This window comes from Candidatus Bathyarchaeota archaeon, from assembly GCA_026014685.1.
Classification (GTDB): Archaea; Thermoproteota; Bathyarchaeia; order Bathyarchaeales; family Bathycorpusculaceae; genus Bathycorpusculum.
This window is the reverse complement of record JAOZHW010000005.1, coordinates 25,527-42,998: the sequence shown is the minus strand read 5'-3', so window position 1 is coordinate 42,998 and position 17,472 is coordinate 25,527. Positions and strand designations below refer to the sequence as shown.

General features: G+C 43.1%; 22 protein-coding genes and 1 tRNA gene. 17 read left to right on the top strand and 6 right to left on the bottom strand.

Features of this window, described 5'->3' with window-relative positions; all coding sequences use genetic code 11:
- Nucleotides 1–100: 100 nt before the first annotated feature.
- Complete coding sequence (locus tag NWE96_02585; protein MCW3982862.1) at nt 101–1,150, top strand: molybdenum cofactor guanylyltransferase; 1,050 nt, start codon at nt 101–103, stop codon at nt 1,148–1,150.
- Between the two features lie 4 nt (nt 1,151–1,154).
- On the opposite strand, the gene NWE96_02580 is transcribed toward NWE96_02585, so the two are convergent.
- The gene (locus NWE96_02580; GenBank protein ID MCW3982861.1) at nt 1,155–1,646 is read right to left on the bottom strand and encodes a hypothetical protein; all 492 of its coding nucleotides are present in this window, start codon (nt 1,644–1,646) and stop codon (nt 1,155–1,157) included.
- Nucleotides 1,647–1,797: 151 nt separating this feature from the next.
- Here NWE96_02580 and NWE96_02575 point away from each other — a divergent pair, with 151 nt between their 5' ends.
- The 5 genes from NWE96_02575 to NWE96_02555 all read left to right on the top strand — a co-directional run bounded on the left by NWE96_02575 (nt 1,798) and on the right by NWE96_02555 (nt 5,101).
- Nucleotides 1,798–2,886 (top strand): site-2 protease family protein, encoded by a 1,089-nt coding sequence (locus NWE96_02575; GenBank protein ID MCW3982860.1) that lies wholly within the window; start codon nt 1,798–1,800, stop codon nt 2,884–2,886.
- A gap of 112 nt (nt 2,887–2,998) precedes the next feature.
- Nucleotides 2,999–3,571: a hypothetical protein gene (locus NWE96_02570; GenBank protein ID MCW3982859.1), complete on the top strand. Its 573-nt coding sequence runs from the start codon at nt 2,999–3,001 to the stop codon at nt 3,569–3,571.
- A 202-nt stretch (nt 3,572–3,773) separates the two neighbouring features.
- Nucleotides 3,774–4,289: a hypothetical protein gene (locus NWE96_02565; protein ID MCW3982858.1), complete on the top strand. Its 516-nt coding sequence runs from the start codon at nt 3,774–3,776 to the stop codon at nt 4,287–4,289.
- A 114-nt stretch (nt 4,290–4,403) separates the two neighbouring features.
- Nucleotides 4,404–4,619, top strand: a complete 216-nt coding sequence (locus tag NWE96_02560; protein MCW3982857.1) for a hypothetical protein — start codon at nt 4,404–4,406, stop codon at nt 4,617–4,619.
- A gap of 134 nt (nt 4,620–4,753) precedes the next feature.
- The gene (locus NWE96_02555) at nt 4,754–5,101 is read left to right on the top strand and encodes a hypothetical protein (GenBank protein MCW3982856.1); all 348 of its coding nucleotides are present in this window, start codon (nt 4,754–4,756) and stop codon (nt 5,099–5,101) included.
- Between the two features lie 21 nt (nt 5,102–5,122).
- Here NWE96_02555 and NWE96_02550 read toward each other — a convergent pair whose 3' ends face one another.
- Nucleotides 5,123–6,031, bottom strand: coding sequence for a UbiA family prenyltransferase (locus NWE96_02550; protein MCW3982855.1), 909 nt, complete (start codon nt 6,029–6,031; stop codon nt 5,123–5,125).
- 82 nt (nt 6,032–6,113) lie between these two features.
- Here NWE96_02550 and NWE96_02545 point away from each other — a divergent pair, with 82 nt between their 5' ends.
- A complete protein-coding gene (locus NWE96_02545; protein MCW3982854.1) occupies nt 6,114–7,037 on the top strand; it encodes a prenyltransferase in 924 nt (307 codons plus the stop codon).
- 134 nt (nt 7,038–7,171) lie between these two features.
- The gene (locus tag NWE96_02540) at nt 7,172–7,528 is read left to right on the top strand and encodes a hypothetical protein (GenBank protein MCW3982853.1); all 357 of its coding nucleotides are present in this window, start codon (nt 7,172–7,174) and stop codon (nt 7,526–7,528) included.
- Nucleotides 7,529–7,550: 22 nt separating this feature from the next.
- On the opposite strand, the gene NWE96_02535 is transcribed toward NWE96_02540, so the two are convergent.
- A complete protein-coding gene (locus tag NWE96_02535; GenBank protein ID MCW3982852.1) occupies nt 7,551–7,889 on the bottom strand; it encodes a hypothetical protein in 339 nt (112 codons plus the stop codon).
- Between the two features lie 64 nt (nt 7,890–7,953).
- A tRNA-Pro gene (locus NWE96_02530) sits at nt 7,954–8,031 on the bottom strand.
- Nucleotides 8,032–8,578: 547 nt separating this feature from the next.
- On the opposite strand from NWE96_02530, the gene NWE96_02525 reads away from it, so the two are divergent.
- Nucleotides 8,579–10,180: a hypothetical protein gene (locus NWE96_02525; protein MCW3982851.1), complete on the top strand. Its 1,602-nt coding sequence runs from the start codon at nt 8,579–8,581 to the stop codon at nt 10,178–10,180.
- Nucleotides 10,181–10,855: 675 nt separating this feature from the next.
- Here the strand turns inward: NWE96_02525 and NWE96_02520 are convergent.
- Nucleotides 10,856–11,368 carry an Lrp/AsnC family transcriptional regulator gene (locus tag NWE96_02520; protein MCW3982850.1) on the bottom strand — a complete coding sequence of 171 codons (513 nt, stop codon included), beginning with the start codon at nt 11,366–11,368 and terminating at the stop codon, nt 10,856–10,858.
- Nucleotides 11,369–11,532: 164 nt separating this feature from the next.
- Between NWE96_02520 and NWE96_02515 the strand changes: the two genes are divergently transcribed.
- Nucleotides 11,533–12,891, top strand: coding sequence for a M20/M25/M40 family metallo-hydrolase (locus NWE96_02515; protein ID MCW3982849.1), 1,359 nt, complete (start codon nt 11,533–11,535; stop codon nt 12,889–12,891).
- Nucleotides 12,892–12,975: 84 nt separating this feature from the next.
- A complete protein-coding gene (locus NWE96_02510) occupies nt 12,976–13,527 on the top strand; it encodes a metallophosphatase family protein (protein MCW3982848.1) in 552 nt (183 codons plus the stop codon).
- A gap of 24 nt (nt 13,528–13,551) precedes the next feature.
- Here NWE96_02510 and NWE96_02505 read toward each other — a convergent pair whose 3' ends face one another.
- Complete coding sequence (locus NWE96_02505) at nt 13,552–14,001, bottom strand: hypothetical protein (GenBank protein ID MCW3982847.1); 450 nt, start codon at nt 13,999–14,001, stop codon at nt 13,552–13,554.
- Nucleotides 14,002–14,132: 131 nt separating this feature from the next.
- On the opposite strand from NWE96_02505, the gene NWE96_02500 reads away from it, so the two are divergent.
- From NWE96_02500 to NWE96_02475, 6 genes are all read left to right on the top strand, one after another.
- Complete coding sequence (locus NWE96_02500) at nt 14,133–14,270, top strand: hypothetical protein (protein MCW3982846.1); 138 nt, start codon at nt 14,133–14,135, stop codon at nt 14,268–14,270.
- Nucleotide 14,271: 1 nt separating this feature from the next.
- A complete protein-coding gene (locus tag NWE96_02495) occupies nt 14,272–14,508 on the top strand; it encodes a hypothetical protein (GenBank protein MCW3982845.1) in 237 nt (78 codons plus the stop codon).
- Nucleotides 14,509–14,558: 50 nt separating this feature from the next.
- Nucleotides 14,559–14,939 carry a YkgJ family cysteine cluster protein gene (locus tag NWE96_02490; GenBank protein MCW3982844.1) on the top strand — a complete coding sequence of 127 codons (381 nt, stop codon included), beginning with the start codon at nt 14,559–14,561 and terminating at the stop codon, nt 14,937–14,939.
- 129 nt (nt 14,940–15,068) lie between these two features.
- Nucleotides 15,069–15,221, top strand: a complete 153-nt coding sequence (locus NWE96_02485; GenBank protein ID MCW3982843.1) for a hypothetical protein — start codon at nt 15,069–15,071, stop codon at nt 15,219–15,221.
- Nucleotides 15,222–15,281: 60 nt separating this feature from the next.
- Nucleotides 15,282–16,286 carry an adenylosuccinate synthetase gene (locus NWE96_02480; protein ID MCW3982842.1) on the top strand — a complete coding sequence of 335 codons (1,005 nt, stop codon included), beginning with the start codon at nt 15,282–15,284 and terminating at the stop codon, nt 16,284–16,286.
- Between the two features lie 47 nt (nt 16,287–16,333).
- Nucleotides 16,334–17,464 (top strand): trypsin-like peptidase domain-containing protein, encoded by a 1,131-nt coding sequence (locus NWE96_02475; GenBank protein ID MCW3982841.1) that lies wholly within the window; start codon nt 16,334–16,336, stop codon nt 17,462–17,464.
- Nucleotides 17,465–17,472: the final 8 nt, after the last annotated feature.

Genomic DNA, 17,472 nt, shown 5'->3' with positions numbered 1-17,472 from the left:
TTCAGTTGTTTTGAAGGACATAATTTATTATAAACAACTCGGTTGAATCCAATCAGAGCATGCAGATGAATGTAGGCTCAAACATAGCTGAGGAGAGGCAATGCCTAAACGAGCTGCAATAGTACTGGCTGGAGGAAGCGCCCGCAGATTCCAAATACCCAACCAGCCATGGCAAGATAAAGCACTCGCCGAAATAGACGGAACGCCCCTCCTTGTACATGTTATCAAAAACCTCAGGGACATTGTGGATGAAGTTGCCGTTTGCACAAACACAAAAGACCGCCAGACGACTTATGCAAAAACTCTGGAAACTTACGGTGTTGACAACGTAGAGTTCGTTTTAGACCCACAAAATAGCCCCGTTAAGGGTCCGCTTTTGGCAATCAAATCGGGATTAGATGCGGTTTCAGCGGATTATTGCTTAACTGTGTCTGTTGACATGCCTTGTCTTAAGCCGACTGTTGCAGATTTCATGTTTAACATTGCCGCAGGGTTCGATGTGGCTGTTCCAATGTGGCCTGATGGCAAACTCGAAACCTTGTTGGCGGTGCTTAAGCGCGAAACTTGCTTAGAAATCACAGAAACACTTCTCGCACTAAAGCAATCCAGAGCAGATACAATATTTCGAGGCGCCAGAAGTTTACTTCTGGTTTCTCCGTTAGAAGAAATCATAAAGCTGGATCCAGACCTTAAAAGTTTCATAAACATCAACACAAAAGACGACTTAAACAACTTGCCCAAACGGTCAACTCAAGGCGCAATTAAAGGGCGTCAGGAGTTGGAGTGGGCATTCTCTTTGTCGAGTTTGCAGGTTCTGCGTGGAGGCCTTGATGCAGTTAATAAAGGCTCTTACTCCCAGGCAGTGCAAGCATTTTCACGGTGCACAACTGAACTTAAGAAAACCTCTTTTTGGGCGGGGGTAAGTAACCAACAATTAGGAGAAACAAAGCTGGCTGAAGCTGGGTTGAACTCTTCAACTAAAGACTTAGTCTTGGCGAAAATGCATGCTAAAGAGTGCTTTATTTTGGCAGGAAAAAATTTCGATGCTGAAGCTAAGTTATACGAAGAGAAAAAATGTAAGGCGCTGGCTGACCGCGCCTTATCCGACAAGAAAACATGTGAAACCAAAGCAGAAAAAGTGGGCAGGTAGTCGTCTACGCTGGTTTGTAGGTTACGTGGAAGGTTGATTGCCCGCCTGGTGGGAAGATGAAGAACAGTGTGTAGCTTTCAGGTGTTTCTCCGCCGAAGATTTTGGTGTAGGGTTCGCTGCCTTTGACTTGTGCGTCAGCGCTTTCGATGTCGCCGAGGATGGGGTAGATATCTTTGGATTTGCAGGTAAAGTTGAAGCCGCCATCCCAGTAGCCCTTGTATATGTAGAGGTCAACCCATGCGTTGGAGCCGCCTGCCATTTTTGTTGCGTTTATGGTGAGTTTCCACTGCTCGTTAGCGCCTGTGGCAAGTGGGATGTAAACGGTTGATATGCTGCTGTTGAGGAATCGTAGGCAGTCGTTTTTGCCGCTGACTGTGAAGTCAAGTTCGCGTGGTGTGACTGCGGGTTTTGAAATTGAGGAATTAAGTAAAGCTATGCCTGATGCGCAGCCGATAATTATGACGATAATTAATCCTAAAAAGAAATTTCTATTCATTTTTCCCCTTTCTCCAATCTGTATACTTAGCAAGTGTAGTTTTGCTCTTTGTATATTTTACGGAATGTAACGGTAACGGCGATTTTTCAGGGGTTTAAGCGGCTTTTAGTTCATCGAAAATTTAAAAAGCCATCCGCAGGCATTTATCTCTATGCGGTACTCTTTTAAGATAGGCTCCGCATGGGGCATACCCATCGAGTTACACTTCACGTTCATACTGCTGATTTTGGCAGTTTTCGTGTTGTCCCTGCTCAACCTGCCATTCTACTCAGTTGGAAGTTCATTCTACACGTTTTTCATCGTTGTTTTCTTGTTTGTTTTCGTCTTCTTCCATGAACTTGCCCACTCGGTGGTCGCTCGACGCTACGGCATAAAGGTGCGAAAAATCGTGCTCTACCCCATCGGCGGCGTCTCAGAAATCGAAGAAATCCCCGACAACCCCGCCCAAGAGTGGCGCATGGCTTTTGCAGGACCACTAACAAGCCTTGTTTTAGGATTCGCATTACTCGGGGTAAGCTCAATTTTTACCCCGAATCTGCTGCCTTTACTGCTTGCTTTCTCTGCGGGTACAGGCAACATCATCTTTGACCTCGCCATCCTAAACATCCTCTTAGGTTTATTCAACCTGATTCCCGCGTTCCCCATGGATGGCGGCAGAGTGTTCCGCGCGGTCCTGGCTGAACGCATGAAGTACTCTGATGCAACCCGCTATGCCGTGACGCTGGGCAGAATACTGGGATTTGTTATGGTTATCGTCGGTTTCATCTACAATTTTCTGCTTATTTTGGTCGGCTTGTTCGTTTACATTGGAGCCAGCGAAGAAGGCGAACAAACCATCATATCCACCAAACTGGCAGGAGTAAGAGTCAAAGATGTTATGCACTGTGAAGTCGGCTTTGTTTCCCCCCAGCAAACCCTTACTGAAGCCTTAGAAGTCATGTTTAAGAATCGCTACCACGACGCTTTGGTGGAAAAAGACGGGGTATTCTTGGGTATGGTCACTTGGGCTGAACTCATGAAAGTTAGCAACGGAGACCGAGACTTGTTGTATGTGGAGCAGATGCCGCTTAAGAAAATCACGGTTTACGAGGACGAGTCTATCCTTGAAGCAAACAAGGTGATTCTGCGCGAAAAACTCAACATCCTCCCCGTAGTCCAAAGAGATAATCCTGACAAAGTAGTTGGGGTTTTAACCAGCGAAGCCATCTCAAACGCTTACGATAAAGCCCGCAACCGCTAACCGCAAAAAGTATGTCGCTTGTGTGATGGACAAATCCTCTTATTCGATAAACAGGCATTCTGTATCGTTCACATAGCTAACCATCAAGATCGCTAACTGGAGTAATGGATATTTGGGAACTGAAATTCGCACGTTTACCTCACTCAAAGACATCACAGAATTCGTAGCCACCCAAACCAGTCAGTACAAGGCGCTTTTCGAAGACTACAGTCAATGGCTCGGTTCAGTACTCAGAGACGCAGAGAGCAAACATAAAGGCGAAGAATGGTTCCAGAAATCCGCGGCACTGCAAAAAACCCTAAAAAGCCAAGCTAAAAAGCCCGCTGAAACCGACAAATCTAAAAAAGGCGGCAAAGGCGGAAAAGGTGCACAGGAAGAAACCACATGGATACAAACAGGCGATGTAGCTATATCTTTCACTGAGCAGGGACAAACCGAGATTCTTTTTGAAGCCATAGAGAAAATTAAAGCTAAAATCCAAGAATACGAGAAATTTAAGGGCACAGTGCAGCAGCTTACACGGCTGGGGCTTGGGCAAACCGTTAACTACATCGTTTACCTCGAGGAAGATGTTCCTAAAAAAATTGTGCTAAAACAGAAAGCTAACGTTAAGGGAGATGATGCTTTCAAGTTTATGACTGAGCTTTCCGTGCCAGCATACTTCAGCATCCCCGCGACCACGTAGCACCAGATGTCGCCGCTTCCCAAGTGGCGACTGAAGGGTGCTTCATACAAAAGTTAAATACCAAAAAACCAACATGAAGTAAGAGGAATCAACCGTAAACCCGCAGTATTCCGTCTCAGGAGTCACCGTTTCGATAAGTATTAATAGCCTACAGGCTGAACGAAGCGGACTCACTGCAGGGTCAGAAGAACTATTTTTTGACGTGAACGCTAAACTTGAAGAACAAAAGAAAGACAACAACCAAGTTACATTGGGTTTTCAACTACTAATTTCAACAAAACCCAACGTCGTCAAATACTCCACAAGCGGCACAGTAATTCTGATGGGTAAAGGTGAAGACATCAGAAAGAAACTTGAAGTCAACCCAAAAACCAAGATCCCCCAAATCCTCTTCACCATCTACCAGCATGTTTTCAACTCCATCTATATGCTCTCCTCCAACCTAAACACACCCTACCCGCCGCCTGATCTACTCCATCCTATGGCGGAAAAAATCCAGATACTCGCAAACAACACAACAACTCAAGCACCCGCAGAAAAAACTGAGGCACAACCAGCTGCATCTCCAGCTGCAACTGTTCAGTCTCAAACACAACAGTCACCCCAAGCTCAACCTGCGGCACCTGCAGCCCCTGCTCCAGCGCAGCCACAGGCTCAACCTCAACAGGCAGCACCCTCAGCTTCCGCTTCTACCACGGCAGAAGCAGCCCCGAAGTAATCGGAAACCCACATTTTTTGACTATATATCGGTTTTCGGAATAGTTTCCGCTTAGGAATTAACCAATTATATGCTCAGAGTTCCTACTCTATTTGGAGAAGGAGAAGGCTTCAAATGGAATCGACCGTAGCAGCATTATTATTGGTAACATCCTCAGTGGTTTTCGCATGTATAGTAATCGGGTATGGAGTGCAAATGGTGCAAGTCAGCGTCAGCGGTGAAAGCGCACAGATGCAGTTGCTTGACAAACTCCAAGACAGCATCATGAATCAAACCTCCACTTTCAACAGCACTCTACCCATAATACCCAGCCCAACCCCCACGCCATAACCCACAATTTACAGCTAAAACCACCGTTTGGTCCATCCATCGTAGACTTCTTTGCTGATGTTGATTTTTAATCCATTTTTTGGCTTCATAACTCCTAATAAGCATTTTAACACTCAATTCTTAGCGGAACATTCATGACTGAACTAGCCCCACAAACAGAGGTTTCGCCAGAAATCTCGCGGTTCGACGCGGAAAACGCAACCGCTATGACAGGGGACTTTCTAAAACGCTTAGGCTACAGAGGCAGTTGGCTACCGATGAAGGTATCTTTAGACGGCGAACTCTACGTAGTTGAAATGGCTTTCCAGAAGAAAACCGCTAAAGTTCAGATAAACTCCAAAACCAAAGAAATACGCGAGTACGAGTTTGCCCAAGAAGAAAACTCTGAAGGCGGCATAAAGCTCACCAAAGGTAAACTTATCTTTTTAGTTGCCATACTGTCTGCAGCTGTAGCTGCGTCTAAACTACTTGGCGTGTTTTAAACGACAGTATCAAACTTGTTTTTAGAGGTAAGCCATGACAACGTAGCTAGCGATTATCGATATAGCATAGATTAGCATGGAGAGGTGGAAGAGCGGTAGTACTTTGAGTGCTGACTGCACAGATTCACCCTTTAAAATCATCGCGTTAGCCACTGCCAAAAGCCCAAAGCTCACTGCGAAACCCCCAAGCGCCACAAGGCTACCGAGTACGTAGAGAAAAACAGCCGCCGTCACATAATGGAAGACTGTAAACGCGAGAATCCAATAGGCTGTGGCTTTAATGCCGTAGAGCGTCGGTGGCGTTTTCATACCTTTAGCTCGGTCGTTAGCCACGTCAACGAGATCATTTACGCCCAAGTGCGCTAGCGCCAGGGGGTAGAAGAACAAAAACAGCGTCAACGCATAAAGGTCGGGGCTGCCCACGCAGAGATAACCTGCGACAAGGAAAAGTGCAAAATCCACCCGCCCAATTATCTGTGCAAATGGAACTTTCTCATTTCGCTTCTTTATTTGGTAGAAAACCTCCAAACCATAACAGATGAACATCAAAACAAAAACGTAGATAGAGTGCGGATATGGAAGCGTAAAAATAATGGCGCTTGTGATGGCTACAAAAACCGCGAACAAAACCGTTGCACTACGCCGAGGAATTAAGCCTTCAGAGAGGGGGCGCCTACCGAAAGGCCGCCAATACTTCGTTAATTTGTTATCGGTAGGCAACTCTTTTTTGTCCAAGTTTGCGTCTACGATGTCGTTTAAGACTAATCCTGCTTCAAACCCGAAGTAAGCAATCAAAATCGCCTGCAACACAAGCAGAAAACTGAAGCCACCGTTTACAGTGAATCCAAAGAAGAGACCTGCAGAGAAAAGAACGGGCCAGACAAAAAAGAAATGAAGCCTCAAGAGATCAACATACGCTTTAACGCCCACTTACCTATACCCCAACACCCCCACTATCAACAGCGACAATAAATAAGCTATTCGATAATAATCAATACAGAGCGAAAACTGCATGCAAAAACATGAAGCGATACAACTGCTAAATATGGTGAGGGTTCACATCGTTTTAGGCGGCCTCTTAGCCTTCACGTTGGGCATGCTTTTAGCTGTTGCTGGAGGCGGCACATTCAACCCCTTAACTGCACTATTATTTTATTCTGTGGTATTTTTCGGCGACTTATCCACCCACTACAGCAACGACTACTTTGACTACAACCAAGACCGACAAACCCAATCATCAAAATTCTTTTCAGGTAAAAGAATCCTCATCCAACACCCAAACCTGCTGCCAACCGTCCGCATAATCGCCCTCATCTGCTTTTCAGCTTCGATTTTGCTGGCTTGTTTAGCAGTCGCAACCCAATTAGCGCCCCTCGAACTGTTACTTATTGCTGTGGGCGCGAATTTGCTGGGCTGGTTCTACTCAGCTAAACCTCTGCGGCTGGTCTCAAGGGGGTTGGGAGAGGTAGCTATCGCGTTGACTACCGGATTCGCCATTCCTGCTGTTGGATACATGGCTGTTCAAGGGGGTTTAGATGCTTTGTTTGCATACTTTGTTTTGCCTTTTGTGTTGTATGGTTTCATGCTTGGCTTGAGTTTGGAGGCTCCAGATGTAGAGGTAGACCGTAAAAGTGACAAGATAACTGTAGGATCGCGGTGGGGGGCGCAAGCAGTTTTTGAGTTAATTTTAGTAGTCGCCTTGTTGGCATTGGCTGTTTTTGTTTTCTTTGCATTATGTGTGGCCGCTGTGTCCATTAATTTTTGGGTTATAGCTGTTTTTTCTACTGTTCCGCTGGCTGCGGCGATTGCAGGTGCATTATATTCTCGTAGAAAAGCAAACTCGAACGTTTTTAGTGCAATCAACATTTCAGCATTGTTCTTTTTTAATCTGCTAATGGTCGGGTATCTAGCTATAGAGTCGTTAAGACTCTTGTGAGGTCTTTTTTGCCTGCTTAATTATATTGGTTTTTTATTTTCTGGCAGAGGTAAAATTGTAAATGTTTTTACTTAACCACACCGTAAATGGTGACTGTTACATTTCCGTCGAGAATCGCCAATGGAGGTGTAGGCTTGAACCATGTACACCAAACCAAAAAAACACACGTAGTATTCGTTGAATTCGATGACGTTAACCCCGCTAAACTTGCCGCAGACTTACGCTACTTCGGCGAGGGTAACTCTAAGAATCGAAAGTTAGAGTTTGACTTTGAGTTTTGTCTAGAATGCAACTATCGACTACTGGATGGGAAACCTATAATGTCTCAGGGCATCGTCGACGAACTAGAAAAATACGTAACCCAAGCCAAACGCAACAACCACAAAAACTCGACACAGGTAACGGTGCAGCATTCAGATTTCGAAGTTTTAGAACGCTTGATTAAAAGGGCTTTAGAATTTGGTGATTTAAGGCAAAAAATCTCTGATTGATGTCGGGCGAGATTCGGCTTTCTTAGAGCCCCCAGCTTTGGGTAAGCGTTTGATGAGACCCATCCTTTTTTGTTTTCTCTTTTTTCTTCTCGTGACCTTTGAACCTGTTGATTTTTACGGTTGAGCCTTCTATAGACGCCCAATGTGAACTGTTTAAATCTCTGTGATAAATGAATTTTTTTACTGCATGGAATAGCTCCGATAACTGTACTTTTTGACCATCTACAGTTAATCGGTTTTTTCCTTGCAAAACTGTAACTTTGAGGCGTGACTCAAGAAAACTGGTTAACCTTTCTTTTTCAGCTTCTAAATCGCCTAAATCTACTTGAAGTTGGGGTTCCTTTTTGAGCTTAAAGAGCAATGGGTTGCCCCCCTTATGGGTAAGCTGTTCAACTATTAAAGCTAAACGCCAAGGTTAAATTGATTGGTGGGGCTTCCCGGATTTGAACCGGGGTCTATAGCGCCCGAGGCTACAAGCCTGGACCAAGCTAGCCGAAAGCCCCAATATTTACTTTCTGGCTTAGTTTTGACTTATTTAGGTCAATGGTGTTTTGTAATTGGTAAATATTATTTATTGCCTCACCAGCTTTTGACCTGTTATGTTTCAACTTCTTCTTTAGATAAGACTTGCCCCCTTTAAACTTAATTGAGTTAATGGCATTCATAGTGATAGTAGAATTGTGCTTTACCTTTGCTCATTTCTTTATACTGTTTACATCAGTAATAATTACTATTTGTAAACTTGCTTCAATACCTCATATTTGACAATCGATTCGTCTCCTCTCACATTCCTCTCGAACCAGGTCAATGGGAGAATTATAAGAAATTTGTATTAGTGAACGGAGTTTAGGTTGTAGCGCTTAATTATCTATCTGCCCTAATTAGCGAATCAATTTATAATTTAAGTAGGTGAAAAAAAAAGTTTTGAATCTTATTAATCTGTCAGAATAAAATTTGTTAGTTGCTAAGAATGTTTGAAGGAAAAACTGTCACCTGATGACTTTAACAATCTTTATAAACAAATCCAAAAAGAAGTAGTAACCGACAGATATGAAGAAAAAAATAATTTCAATTATAGCAATAATTTCTATTTTAGTGTTGATAAATTCCGTAAATCATTTAATGCCCCTGAACGCTTCAGCAGCCACCTTTTTTCTCGATAATTTTGATAATATTTCACCAAGTTATTGGGTACAACAACAAGGTTCTTGGACTCAGGCAAGCGGAAAATATATTGTAGCAGCAGGAATTGTAGAAAATGTAATATCTACGGTTAATACACCAAGCCTGGCTAATTATACTGTTGAAACAAAACTTACTTTTTCTAATAATGGTTTTAGAGCAGGAATTGTGTTCAGATACATTGACATTAATCCTTACTATGCATTTGAGATTAGTGATGAGTATGACTGTATACAATTTACTAGATATTTGCCAGAAAACACAGGTTATGGAACATCTGATGCATTTTGGTCTTTAAGTCATGGTTATGTTGTTCCTACGAACTTTCAATTTAACGCAGGAACAATAAAAACTGGTGTCGAATATACTCTGAGGGTTACAGTTAGCGATGATTTCTTCACAGGTTCTCTTATAAGTCAAGATGTTAATCAAACATTGACTTGGACAGATTCCGCATATCAAAATGGCAAAGTTGGCTTAAGAGCAAGAGCGGCAAATGTGGCATTTGACTATTTCATAATTGAAGATGCTGTTGTTTCACCAACATCAAACCTAGTTGGCTACTGGAAGTTTGACGAAGGTTCAGGAGCATCAGCATATGATAGTAGCAGAAATGGAAACACAGGAACCTTAATTGATGATCCCCTTTGGGTTGAGGGGGTATCTGGCAAAGCTCTGCAATTCAATGGTCAAAAGGGCTATGTTCTCATCCCTGATTCTAAAAGCCTCAGAGTTCAGTCGTTCACTTTGTCAGCTTGGATCTATATGCCTGTTAGACCTTATCAAGCTGGGCACCCACCAAATCCACATGTATGTATAATAAACAAGTTGCATTATGCTGGAACTTCAGCTATTTCTGGGTATAAACTAGATTTTGAAAATCCTACTTCGACTGATGATACGCTTGTTATTGCAATTGGTGATGGAATAGCGCAAAGGTTTTTGGTACAATATAATAGCATTAACGCTTTAACTCTAAATCAGTGGCATCTTGTAACTGGAACCTATGATGGTTCAACCGCTAAGCTATACATTGATGGTCAATTGAAGGCGGTAAACTCAGTTCAATACTCCATTAGACATGATGATACACCTTTGTGCATTACAAGGGAAGTTACTCAACAATATTATGATGGAATTAATGGAAAGATTGATGAAGTGATGATATACGATATAGCCCTTACATCAAGCGAGGTCCAAAATCTCTACAATAACCTACAACCATCTCCAAGTCCCTCTTCAACTCCTCCACTTACCCCAGTTCCAACAGCGAATCCTACAAGTAATCCTGCTTCCAATCCAACATCAACATCTACTCAGAGGCCCGCTAATAATCCAACAGCTACCCCTAAACCAAGTCCAACAGCTAATCCTTCGCCAACAGTTCCGGAGTTTTCACAAATAATTATTATTGGTTTCATTATAGCTTGCACCATGTTTCTAATATTGAAAAATAAAAAAACAAATTAAGTTTTTGATTATAATTATTAATTAATTGGGATTTTTTGATGAAATTTAGTTAGAAGGTTTAAAAATTTGGATATTAATTTTCGGGATAGAGCCATTGGTTATCTTCTTGTACTATACTACCGTTTTATAGTTTCGGAATCCATTTTACATAAGAAGACTTATTTAACATGGACTTTAGAACGCAATTATTGTGTTATCAAAATCTGTTTGCTTTGGTCTAGAAGTATTTGCGTCCGAGGCTACTTGCTCGAGTCAAGCTATTCGAAACCCCGAACAGATTTTCTTGTTGAGTAGGCATGTTATTTGTTGGGTTGGCTTTAACTTTAGCGGTTAAAAAAACACAAGCAAGACAGGGGCGCCAGCATAAGGACTGGGCTTTTTAAGTTTTGAGGTGAAGTTTGGTGTGCAGTAAATATCACGTTCACGTAGAGAACTCAAATAATTCTGCCTTTAAATAAGGGGAGGGGTCTATAGCAGAGTACAAAACAGTCTCGGGTATACTTTTATTTACAAATTTTGATATTTATGGTGGTGATGTGTTTGATTGGTGACGCAAGCAGAGTTAAGAAACCAAAGTTACCCAAGAAGCGGTTGCTTAAAAAGGTAAACAAACGGTAAAATTCTGACCCTGTTACTTAATGGAACTTAAAAAAAGAAAAAGTTTGATTTAAAGAATTACTGCTGCTTCAGTGAAGCGAGGTATTTCAGGTGGAAGGGCTTTATGACAATGCCGCCTTTCAAGTCGGCATGGAAAGTTTGACTTTCAACAACCCAGTCAGACAGTTCTGAATCATGAGCACGTATGAATTCGGCAAAGCTGGCAAAGTTTTCATGAAGGGAAATGCAAACTGCATCCCACCCCATTCCTCTGCCATCGACGGCCATGATAACGTTGGTTTGTTTCATGTACCATTCTTTCATTTTTTGAAGTGCTTTGTTTTTTGCTTCGCCTGATTCATACTTTAGTTTACTTTTGAGAAAGGTTATTGCTGCAATTTCAAACCCGATTTGCCCGAATTTAGGAATAACAGTGTATCCTTCGATATAGTTTTCTTCTAACATTGCTCTTCTTCGGGTCACGGTAGGTTGGGAGACACCCAGGGCTTTGGCTAATTGGCGATCGCTTCTGTGTGAGTCCTTCATGAGCTCGAACAATATCTTGTAGTCTATTGGTTTTAGTTCTTTCATTGTCATCTACCTGTAATTTTTTCGATACTCATAAGCATTTTTTGCCATCATATATAAACTTCGTTGTTGAATAATTAAAAAATCCAGCAACATTTAGCAAGCGAAGGCAACAGATAGTTTTATGAGAAATCAACCCCTAAAACATTGCGGTGCACCAATAAAACATGCCCATACCAATCCTAAACAGCATAGAAGCCGAAATCACCAGTTTCCTCTCTGAATTAATCCGCATAAACACCACTAATCCACCAGGCAACGAAACAAAAGCCGCCCAATTCATAGCAGAATACTTAGCCAAAGACGGCTTCAAATCAGAAATAATCGAATCAGGTCCAGGAAGAGGCAGTATAATCACCCGCCTCAAAGGTAACGGCCAGAAACCTAACCTGCTTTTACTCTCTCACCTCGACGTGGTAGCCGCCAATCCCGCAGAGTGGACCGTTGACCCCTTCGAAGGAACAGTTAAAGATGGATTTGTGTATGGACGAGGCGCCATAGACATGAAAGGCATGACTGCCATCGAAGTTATGACGCTAAAACTACTCAAGAAAAACAATGTCCCAATAAAAGGCGACGTAGTGCTAGCAGCAACAGCTGATGAAGAACGGGGAGGAGAAGAAGGCGCAGGATACCTAATACGAAACTACAAAGAAAAAATCTGGTGCCCATACGTGTTAAACGAGGGCGGCGGCACAGCATTCCCCCAACACGGCAGAAACGTCTACCCAATTCAAACAGCCGAAAAAGGCATATTGTGGTTTAAAATCAAAGCTAAAGGCACCCCCGGACATGGTTCAACACCCAACATGGCCGACAACGCCATAACAAGAATCAACAAAGTTATATCTAAACTGGGTAGTTACCAGCCACCTACATTGTATGTGCCAACACTCAAAGAATTCGTCGCAGAAGTGGCAAAAAGTAACCCTGAACACAAAGAAATCCTTACACGACTGCTAAATAATCCAGAACACAGCGACCAGATTCTCAAGGAACTATCTAAAAAAGATAAAGCCCTTGCAGAAGAAATCTGGCCCCGCACAAAAACCACCATAAGCCCAACTATCATCAAAGGAGGCGTAAAAGAAAACATCATTCCATCCGAATGTGAAGCAACTTTTGATTGCCGGGTGCTACCAGGTCAAAGCGTTACCGAAACTCTGAAATTAATTAAATCGATGCTTAAGGATGTGGACGAGGGCAAACTCAGCTACGAAATTATCCAGATCCATGATGGCAACGAGTCAAGCACACAAACACCTCTCTATGAAGCCATCAAATACGTGTTACGGGAAGTTGAGCCTGACTGCGGCGTAACACCAACGTTAACTACAGGTGGAACAGACTCGCGGTTCTTCAGAGAGACAGGCAGCATATGCTACGGTTTCCACCCCGTGCGACCTGATGAGCCAAACGATGAATACGAGAAACGCATGCATGGCATAGATGAACGCTTAAGTATAGAGAACCTTGTTTGGGGCACAAGTGTGTTCTATGAGACAGTTAAAAGGTTCATGACATGACTGAACAAATTCGATGAATGGTTTTTTATTCATAACATGCATATGAGTAACATTACACTTGCCTGCTAAAGAGGAACAAAAGCAATGTTCAGCGGAACATCATTAGTAAGCAAAGAACCCCCTATACAAAAAGTCACAAAAACCGTTGGCTTAATCTCAGATACCCACGTCCCAAAACGCGCCCACGCTTTGCCGAGATGCGTCTTTGAGATTTTTCAAAAAGTAGACTACATTATTCACGCGGGAGACTTGGTTGAGTTGGCAGTTGTGGATGAGTTAGAGCAGTTGGCACCTGTCTTAGCGGTTCACGGAAACATGGATGGTATGGAAGTAAATGGAGCCCTTCCAAGACTTAACTCTTTGAAGGTGTTTGACTGGAAGATCGGTGTTATGCATGACCCTGACATTGCTTTTGGTTTCAATCGGATTCGTGAATTGGTAAAAGAGCATGGTTTCAACGTTTTTGTTTATGGGCATACACACGTTGCTAATATCAGATGGGAAGGAAAAACGCTCTTTTTTAACCCAGGCAGCCCCACAGTTCCAGCAAATACCATGGGAAAACTTTCTGTAGGCTTAATCAAAATAACAAAAGATACAATAATTCCAGAAATAATCCCCATCAACCAAGTTTAGAATCGAATGAATAACCTGTTCGAGTTATGTAGCATAAGTTGCAAGGTAGAACAACCAATAAAGCACTACCCCAAGCATCAGTGCAATCATCCAAATCACTATAGTAACCCGCATAAGCTGCTTCTTTGCAAAGCATGGTTTCAAATCCGCTCGAAGACGCCAATTCACTACTAAAACAATACCCAAAAGGAAAGCAACAACGCCAGCCACAGTGTGAACAAGCGCTAAAACAACCAGCATATTCGAGAAATCAAAGGCACCAGGTGCAGAAAAGCCTCCAGCAAAGGAGGGCATCATGACTGCAAAAATGGTTATGGCATGTAAGACTACGGCTCCAAGCATTGTTAAGCCGTGTTGGCGGAATTTTTGGTTTTTCTTTAAAATGAAGCCGTAGAAGAGTAAGCCTAAAACGAAAAGTTGGATGATTAAGCTTGCTGTTGCGGCAACAATAAAGGGGTTTTCAAAAAATGACATAATTATCAATGTTTTAGAGTGAACATAGCGTAGATAAGCTTTACTTAAAGTCACCCCTCCCCCGCTTCTAAAGGTAGTTTGCTGATTTGGCTTAAAAGCAAAAAACACTACACCGCTCTGAAGGGATAAGAATGGAACACTGTAAAAACCCATGGAAAAGTGCCTGTAAAGGCGAAGACATCAAACTCTACATTCAAATTAAAGGCGAAAACCTCCCAATATGTCAGCAATGTTGGAGCAAAATCGCCGACCAAGATGAGGAATGGTGAAATGGAGAGCTTCAGCGCAAACAGTGCCAGATCATACATCGGTAAAAACGTAAACCTTCACCTAAAAGACGGCGCAGTCATAGTCAACGTGCAACTGACAAAAATCCATAAAGCTGCAGGAAAAAACAACAATCTAATCGAGTACTCGCTGGGCAACCGTAAAGGCAGTCGTATTCCTCTTCGGGCAATCGCGTACGCAGAAAACCTAAACGTTAAAATTATGAAGAACATAGCATAGCTTCCCGTTCTAGCTAAATGCACAAATACACCCATAATAATTCACCCAGTATGCGTTGTTCACACTGCGGGGTTTGCTGCACTGAAACAGAGATGCTGCTATCCAAAAAAGACATCAAACGCTTAGAAGATAGAGGCTACCAAAAAAGCAAGTTTGCGCACTTTGACAAAAAAGGCTACGCGACGCTGAAAAATCGTGATGGCTACTGCGTCTTTTATGATCGCAAAAACCGAAGGTGCAGTGAGTATGCCAGTCGACCTTCAGGTTGCAGGGTTTACCCAGTTATAGTTGATGAAGAGAAAGGGATTATCTTGGATACAATTTGTGAATCTAGACACACCATCTCAGATGAAGAAAAAACGCTAAAGGGTAAACGTGTAGTTAGGCTTCTTGAAGGTATCGATTCTGAGGCGCTTAAACGCCGCTCTTAATTGAGTTTGGGTATCGCCGAGTTTAACGTAAAGTACCGCAAGTATTGCTAAACCTTAAATAAACGTATACTCGGTTACTATCCTTAAGAGGGGAACAGTACGCCAAAAAAAGGTTTCAAAACAATCACTGTGAAGGCTGAAGTTTACGATTATTTCTTTAAAGAATGGCTCAAAGTAAAAGAAGAATATACCATAAAAAAAGGCATCCGGAGCTTCTCTGCCTACGTTACCTATCGGCTGGCAGAACTCATAACCCAAGACAAAAGAGTGAAACAAAAATAATAACGCTTCAATCCCTACAACTTTAAATAACCCTTGCACTCCCTTACCGTGGGAATAGGCATGCCTTGCTCGGTAATAGTTGGAGCCTTCTGGGGAGATGAAGGCAAAGGAAAAATCATTTCGTATTTAGCTCTAAAAGACAACCTTGATTTTTGTGTCAGAACCGGCTCAGTGAATGCAGCACACACTGTTTGGCAAGACAACAAAAAATACGCCCTACACATGGTTCCCGCTGGTTTTCTCAACCCCAAAACCCGCCTGCTCATAGCCGCGGGCGCAAACGTCCACATAGGGCAATTCTTCAAAGAAGTCGAATTAACACAGGTTGACGCCAAACGTATGGGCATAGACCAAAACGCCTCCATAATCGAGCAGAAACACAGCGACCAAGACAAGGCGTCAGCAATCAACAAAGGAATTGGTACCACAGGATGGGGTGTTGGCCCAGCGCTGGAGGAGCGAGTGAGGCGCACAGCTAAACTTGCAAAAGATATGCCTGAACTCAAACCATACCTCTGCGACGGAATCACTGAAGTTAACGACGGCTTAGATGAAGGCAAAAGCGTGCTATTGGAGGGCACTCAGGGTTTCATGTTGTCGCTTTTCCTCGGAGGAGGTTATCCATACGTTACAGGCAGAGACACAAGTGCTTCCGCAATAGCTTCAGAAGCAGGCGTTGGACCTACACGGGTAGATGATGTAATAATCGTTTACAAATCCTTCATAACCCGCGTCGGAGGAGGTCCATTACCTGGAGAAATTACGAAGGAAGAAGCCTTAAAACGAGGCTGGTTCGAAGTTGCCGCAGGCACAGGGCGGGAGCGTCGTTCTGCGCCTTTTGATTTCGATTTAGCAAAGAAAACCGCGAAGATTAACGGTGCAACACAAGCGGCCATGACTAAGCTCGACGTAATTTATCCGTCTTGTAAAGGTGCACGGAAATTCGATGATTTACCTAACGAAGCAAAAGAATTCATAAAAGAAGTAGAAAAACGCACAGGCGTCCCCATAACTTTAATCGGCACTGGCCCTGAAGCTCTTGACATAATCGACCGCAGAGCATAGTAACTTTTATTTTCTTTCTTTGCAATCCTGTTTTAAGGGCTGCATACATGTTAACCTCTAAGAGAGCGACTAAAGCCTCAGCCAGCGCACTTATTCTGCTCTTTGTTGCAGGATTGCTGGTCGGGGGACTCTTGTTTTACTACGTTAACTACAGAATGGTAAGCAACTTAAACAGCCAAGTTTCTGACTTACAAATGGCAATTTCTTCACTTCAAAGCCAACAAAACATCACGTACCAAAACATTACAGTTCTCCAAGATGGTACCTCGTTAGCTGATTTGTATGATAAGGTTCGTGACTCTGTTGTGCTCATTCAAGGAGTAACAAGTAGTGGAAGTGTGCAGGGATCCGGTTTCATCTACAACCACGCGGGTCGAAACGTAGTTATAACCAACTACCATGTCGTTGAAGACACCACGAGTTTAAGCGTGACCTTCTCAGATGGCAAAGGTTACGCAGCCACTATACTGGGCACTGACCCATACGCTGATTTAGCAGTTCTCTCAGTCCAAGGCGACCACGAACTTAAACCTATCACCATCGTGAGTTCATCACCGCTTCGCGTCGGCGAACCCGTCATCGCCATAGGTAACCCGTACGGTTTAGTTGGCTCTTTAACCACAGGAGTAGTAAGTGCAACTGGAAGAAGCATCACCGAAAGCAGCGCAGGTGGCTACTCGATTGCTAACGTAATCCAAACAAGCACTCCAATCAACCCAGGCAACTCTGGCGGTTTACTGCTTAACTCGATGGGTAACGTTGTGGGAATAACAACCGCAATCGTTTCTGACTCACAAGGCTTAGGCTTTGCTATCCCGTCGAACACTATTCTGCGCGAAATTGGGTCACTGATCAATACAGGTACCTACAATGGGCACTCCTATCTAGGGGTCACAGGCGCCGACATGAGTTACAACATAGCGAAAGAGACGGGTGCAAGCGTAACTTACGGATGGAAGATTGCATCTATTGTTCGAGGAGGACCCTCTGACGGCAGATTAACGGTAGACGACATAATCATAGCTATCAATAATCAAACTATCAAAAACAACGATGATTTAGCAAGTTACTTGGAAGACAAAACAATCCCCGGAGACACAATCAACATAACTGTAATCAGAAACAACCAAGAGATAACGGTAACAGTAAAATTGGGTACAAGACCGTCACCAACGTAAAACCCGTT

Coding starts and splice junctions, on each gene's coding strand:
- NWE96_02520 (MCW3982850.1), bottom strand. CDS start 11,368: ATGAAAGAACTAAAACCAATAGACTACAAGATATTGTTCGAGCTCATG.
- NWE96_02545 (MCW3982854.1), top strand. CDS start 6,114: ATGCAAAAACATGAAGCGATACAACTGCTAAATATGGTGAGGGTTCAC.
- NWE96_02580 (MCW3982861.1), bottom strand. CDS start 1,646: ATGAATAGAAATTTCTTTTTAGGATTAATTATCGTCATAATTATCGGC.
- NWE96_02560 (MCW3982857.1), top strand. CDS start 4,404: ATGGAATCGACCGTAGCAGCATTATTATTGGTAACATCCTCAGTGGTT.
- NWE96_02495 (MCW3982845.1), top strand. CDS start 14,272: ATGGAGAGCTTCAGCGCAAACAGTGCCAGATCATACATCGGTAAAAAC.
- NWE96_02505 (MCW3982847.1), bottom strand. CDS start 14,001: ATGTCATTTTTTGAAAACCCCTTTATTGTTGCCGCAACAGCAAGCTTA.
- NWE96_02555 (MCW3982856.1), top strand. CDS start 4,754: ATGACTGAACTAGCCCCACAAACAGAGGTTTCGCCAGAAATCTCGCGG.
- NWE96_02490 (MCW3982844.1), top strand. CDS start 14,559: ATGCGTTGTTCACACTGCGGGGTTTGCTGCACTGAAACAGAGATGCTG.
- NWE96_02480 (MCW3982842.1), top strand. CDS start 15,282: ATGCCTTGCTCGGTAATAGTTGGAGCCTTCTGGGGAGATGAAGGCAAA.
- NWE96_02500 (MCW3982846.1), top strand. CDS start 14,133: ATGGAACACTGTAAAAACCCATGGAAAAGTGCCTGTAAAGGCGAAGAC.
- NWE96_02475 (MCW3982841.1), top strand. CDS start 16,334: ATGTTAACCTCTAAGAGAGCGACTAAAGCCTCAGCCAGCGCACTTATT.
- NWE96_02525 (MCW3982851.1), top strand. CDS start 8,579: ATGAAGAAAAAAATAATTTCAATTATAGCAATAATTTCTATTTTAGTG.
- NWE96_02515 (MCW3982849.1), top strand. CDS start 11,533: ATGCCCATACCAATCCTAAACAGCATAGAAGCCGAAATCACCAGTTTC.
- NWE96_02510 (MCW3982848.1), top strand. CDS start 12,976: ATGTTCAGCGGAACATCATTAGTAAGCAAAGAACCCCCTATACAAAAA.
- NWE96_02575 (MCW3982860.1), top strand. CDS start 1,798: ATGCGGTACTCTTTTAAGATAGGCTCCGCATGGGGCATACCCATCGAG.
- NWE96_02585 (MCW3982862.1), top strand. CDS start 101: ATGCCTAAACGAGCTGCAATAGTACTGGCTGGAGGAAGCGCCCGCAGA.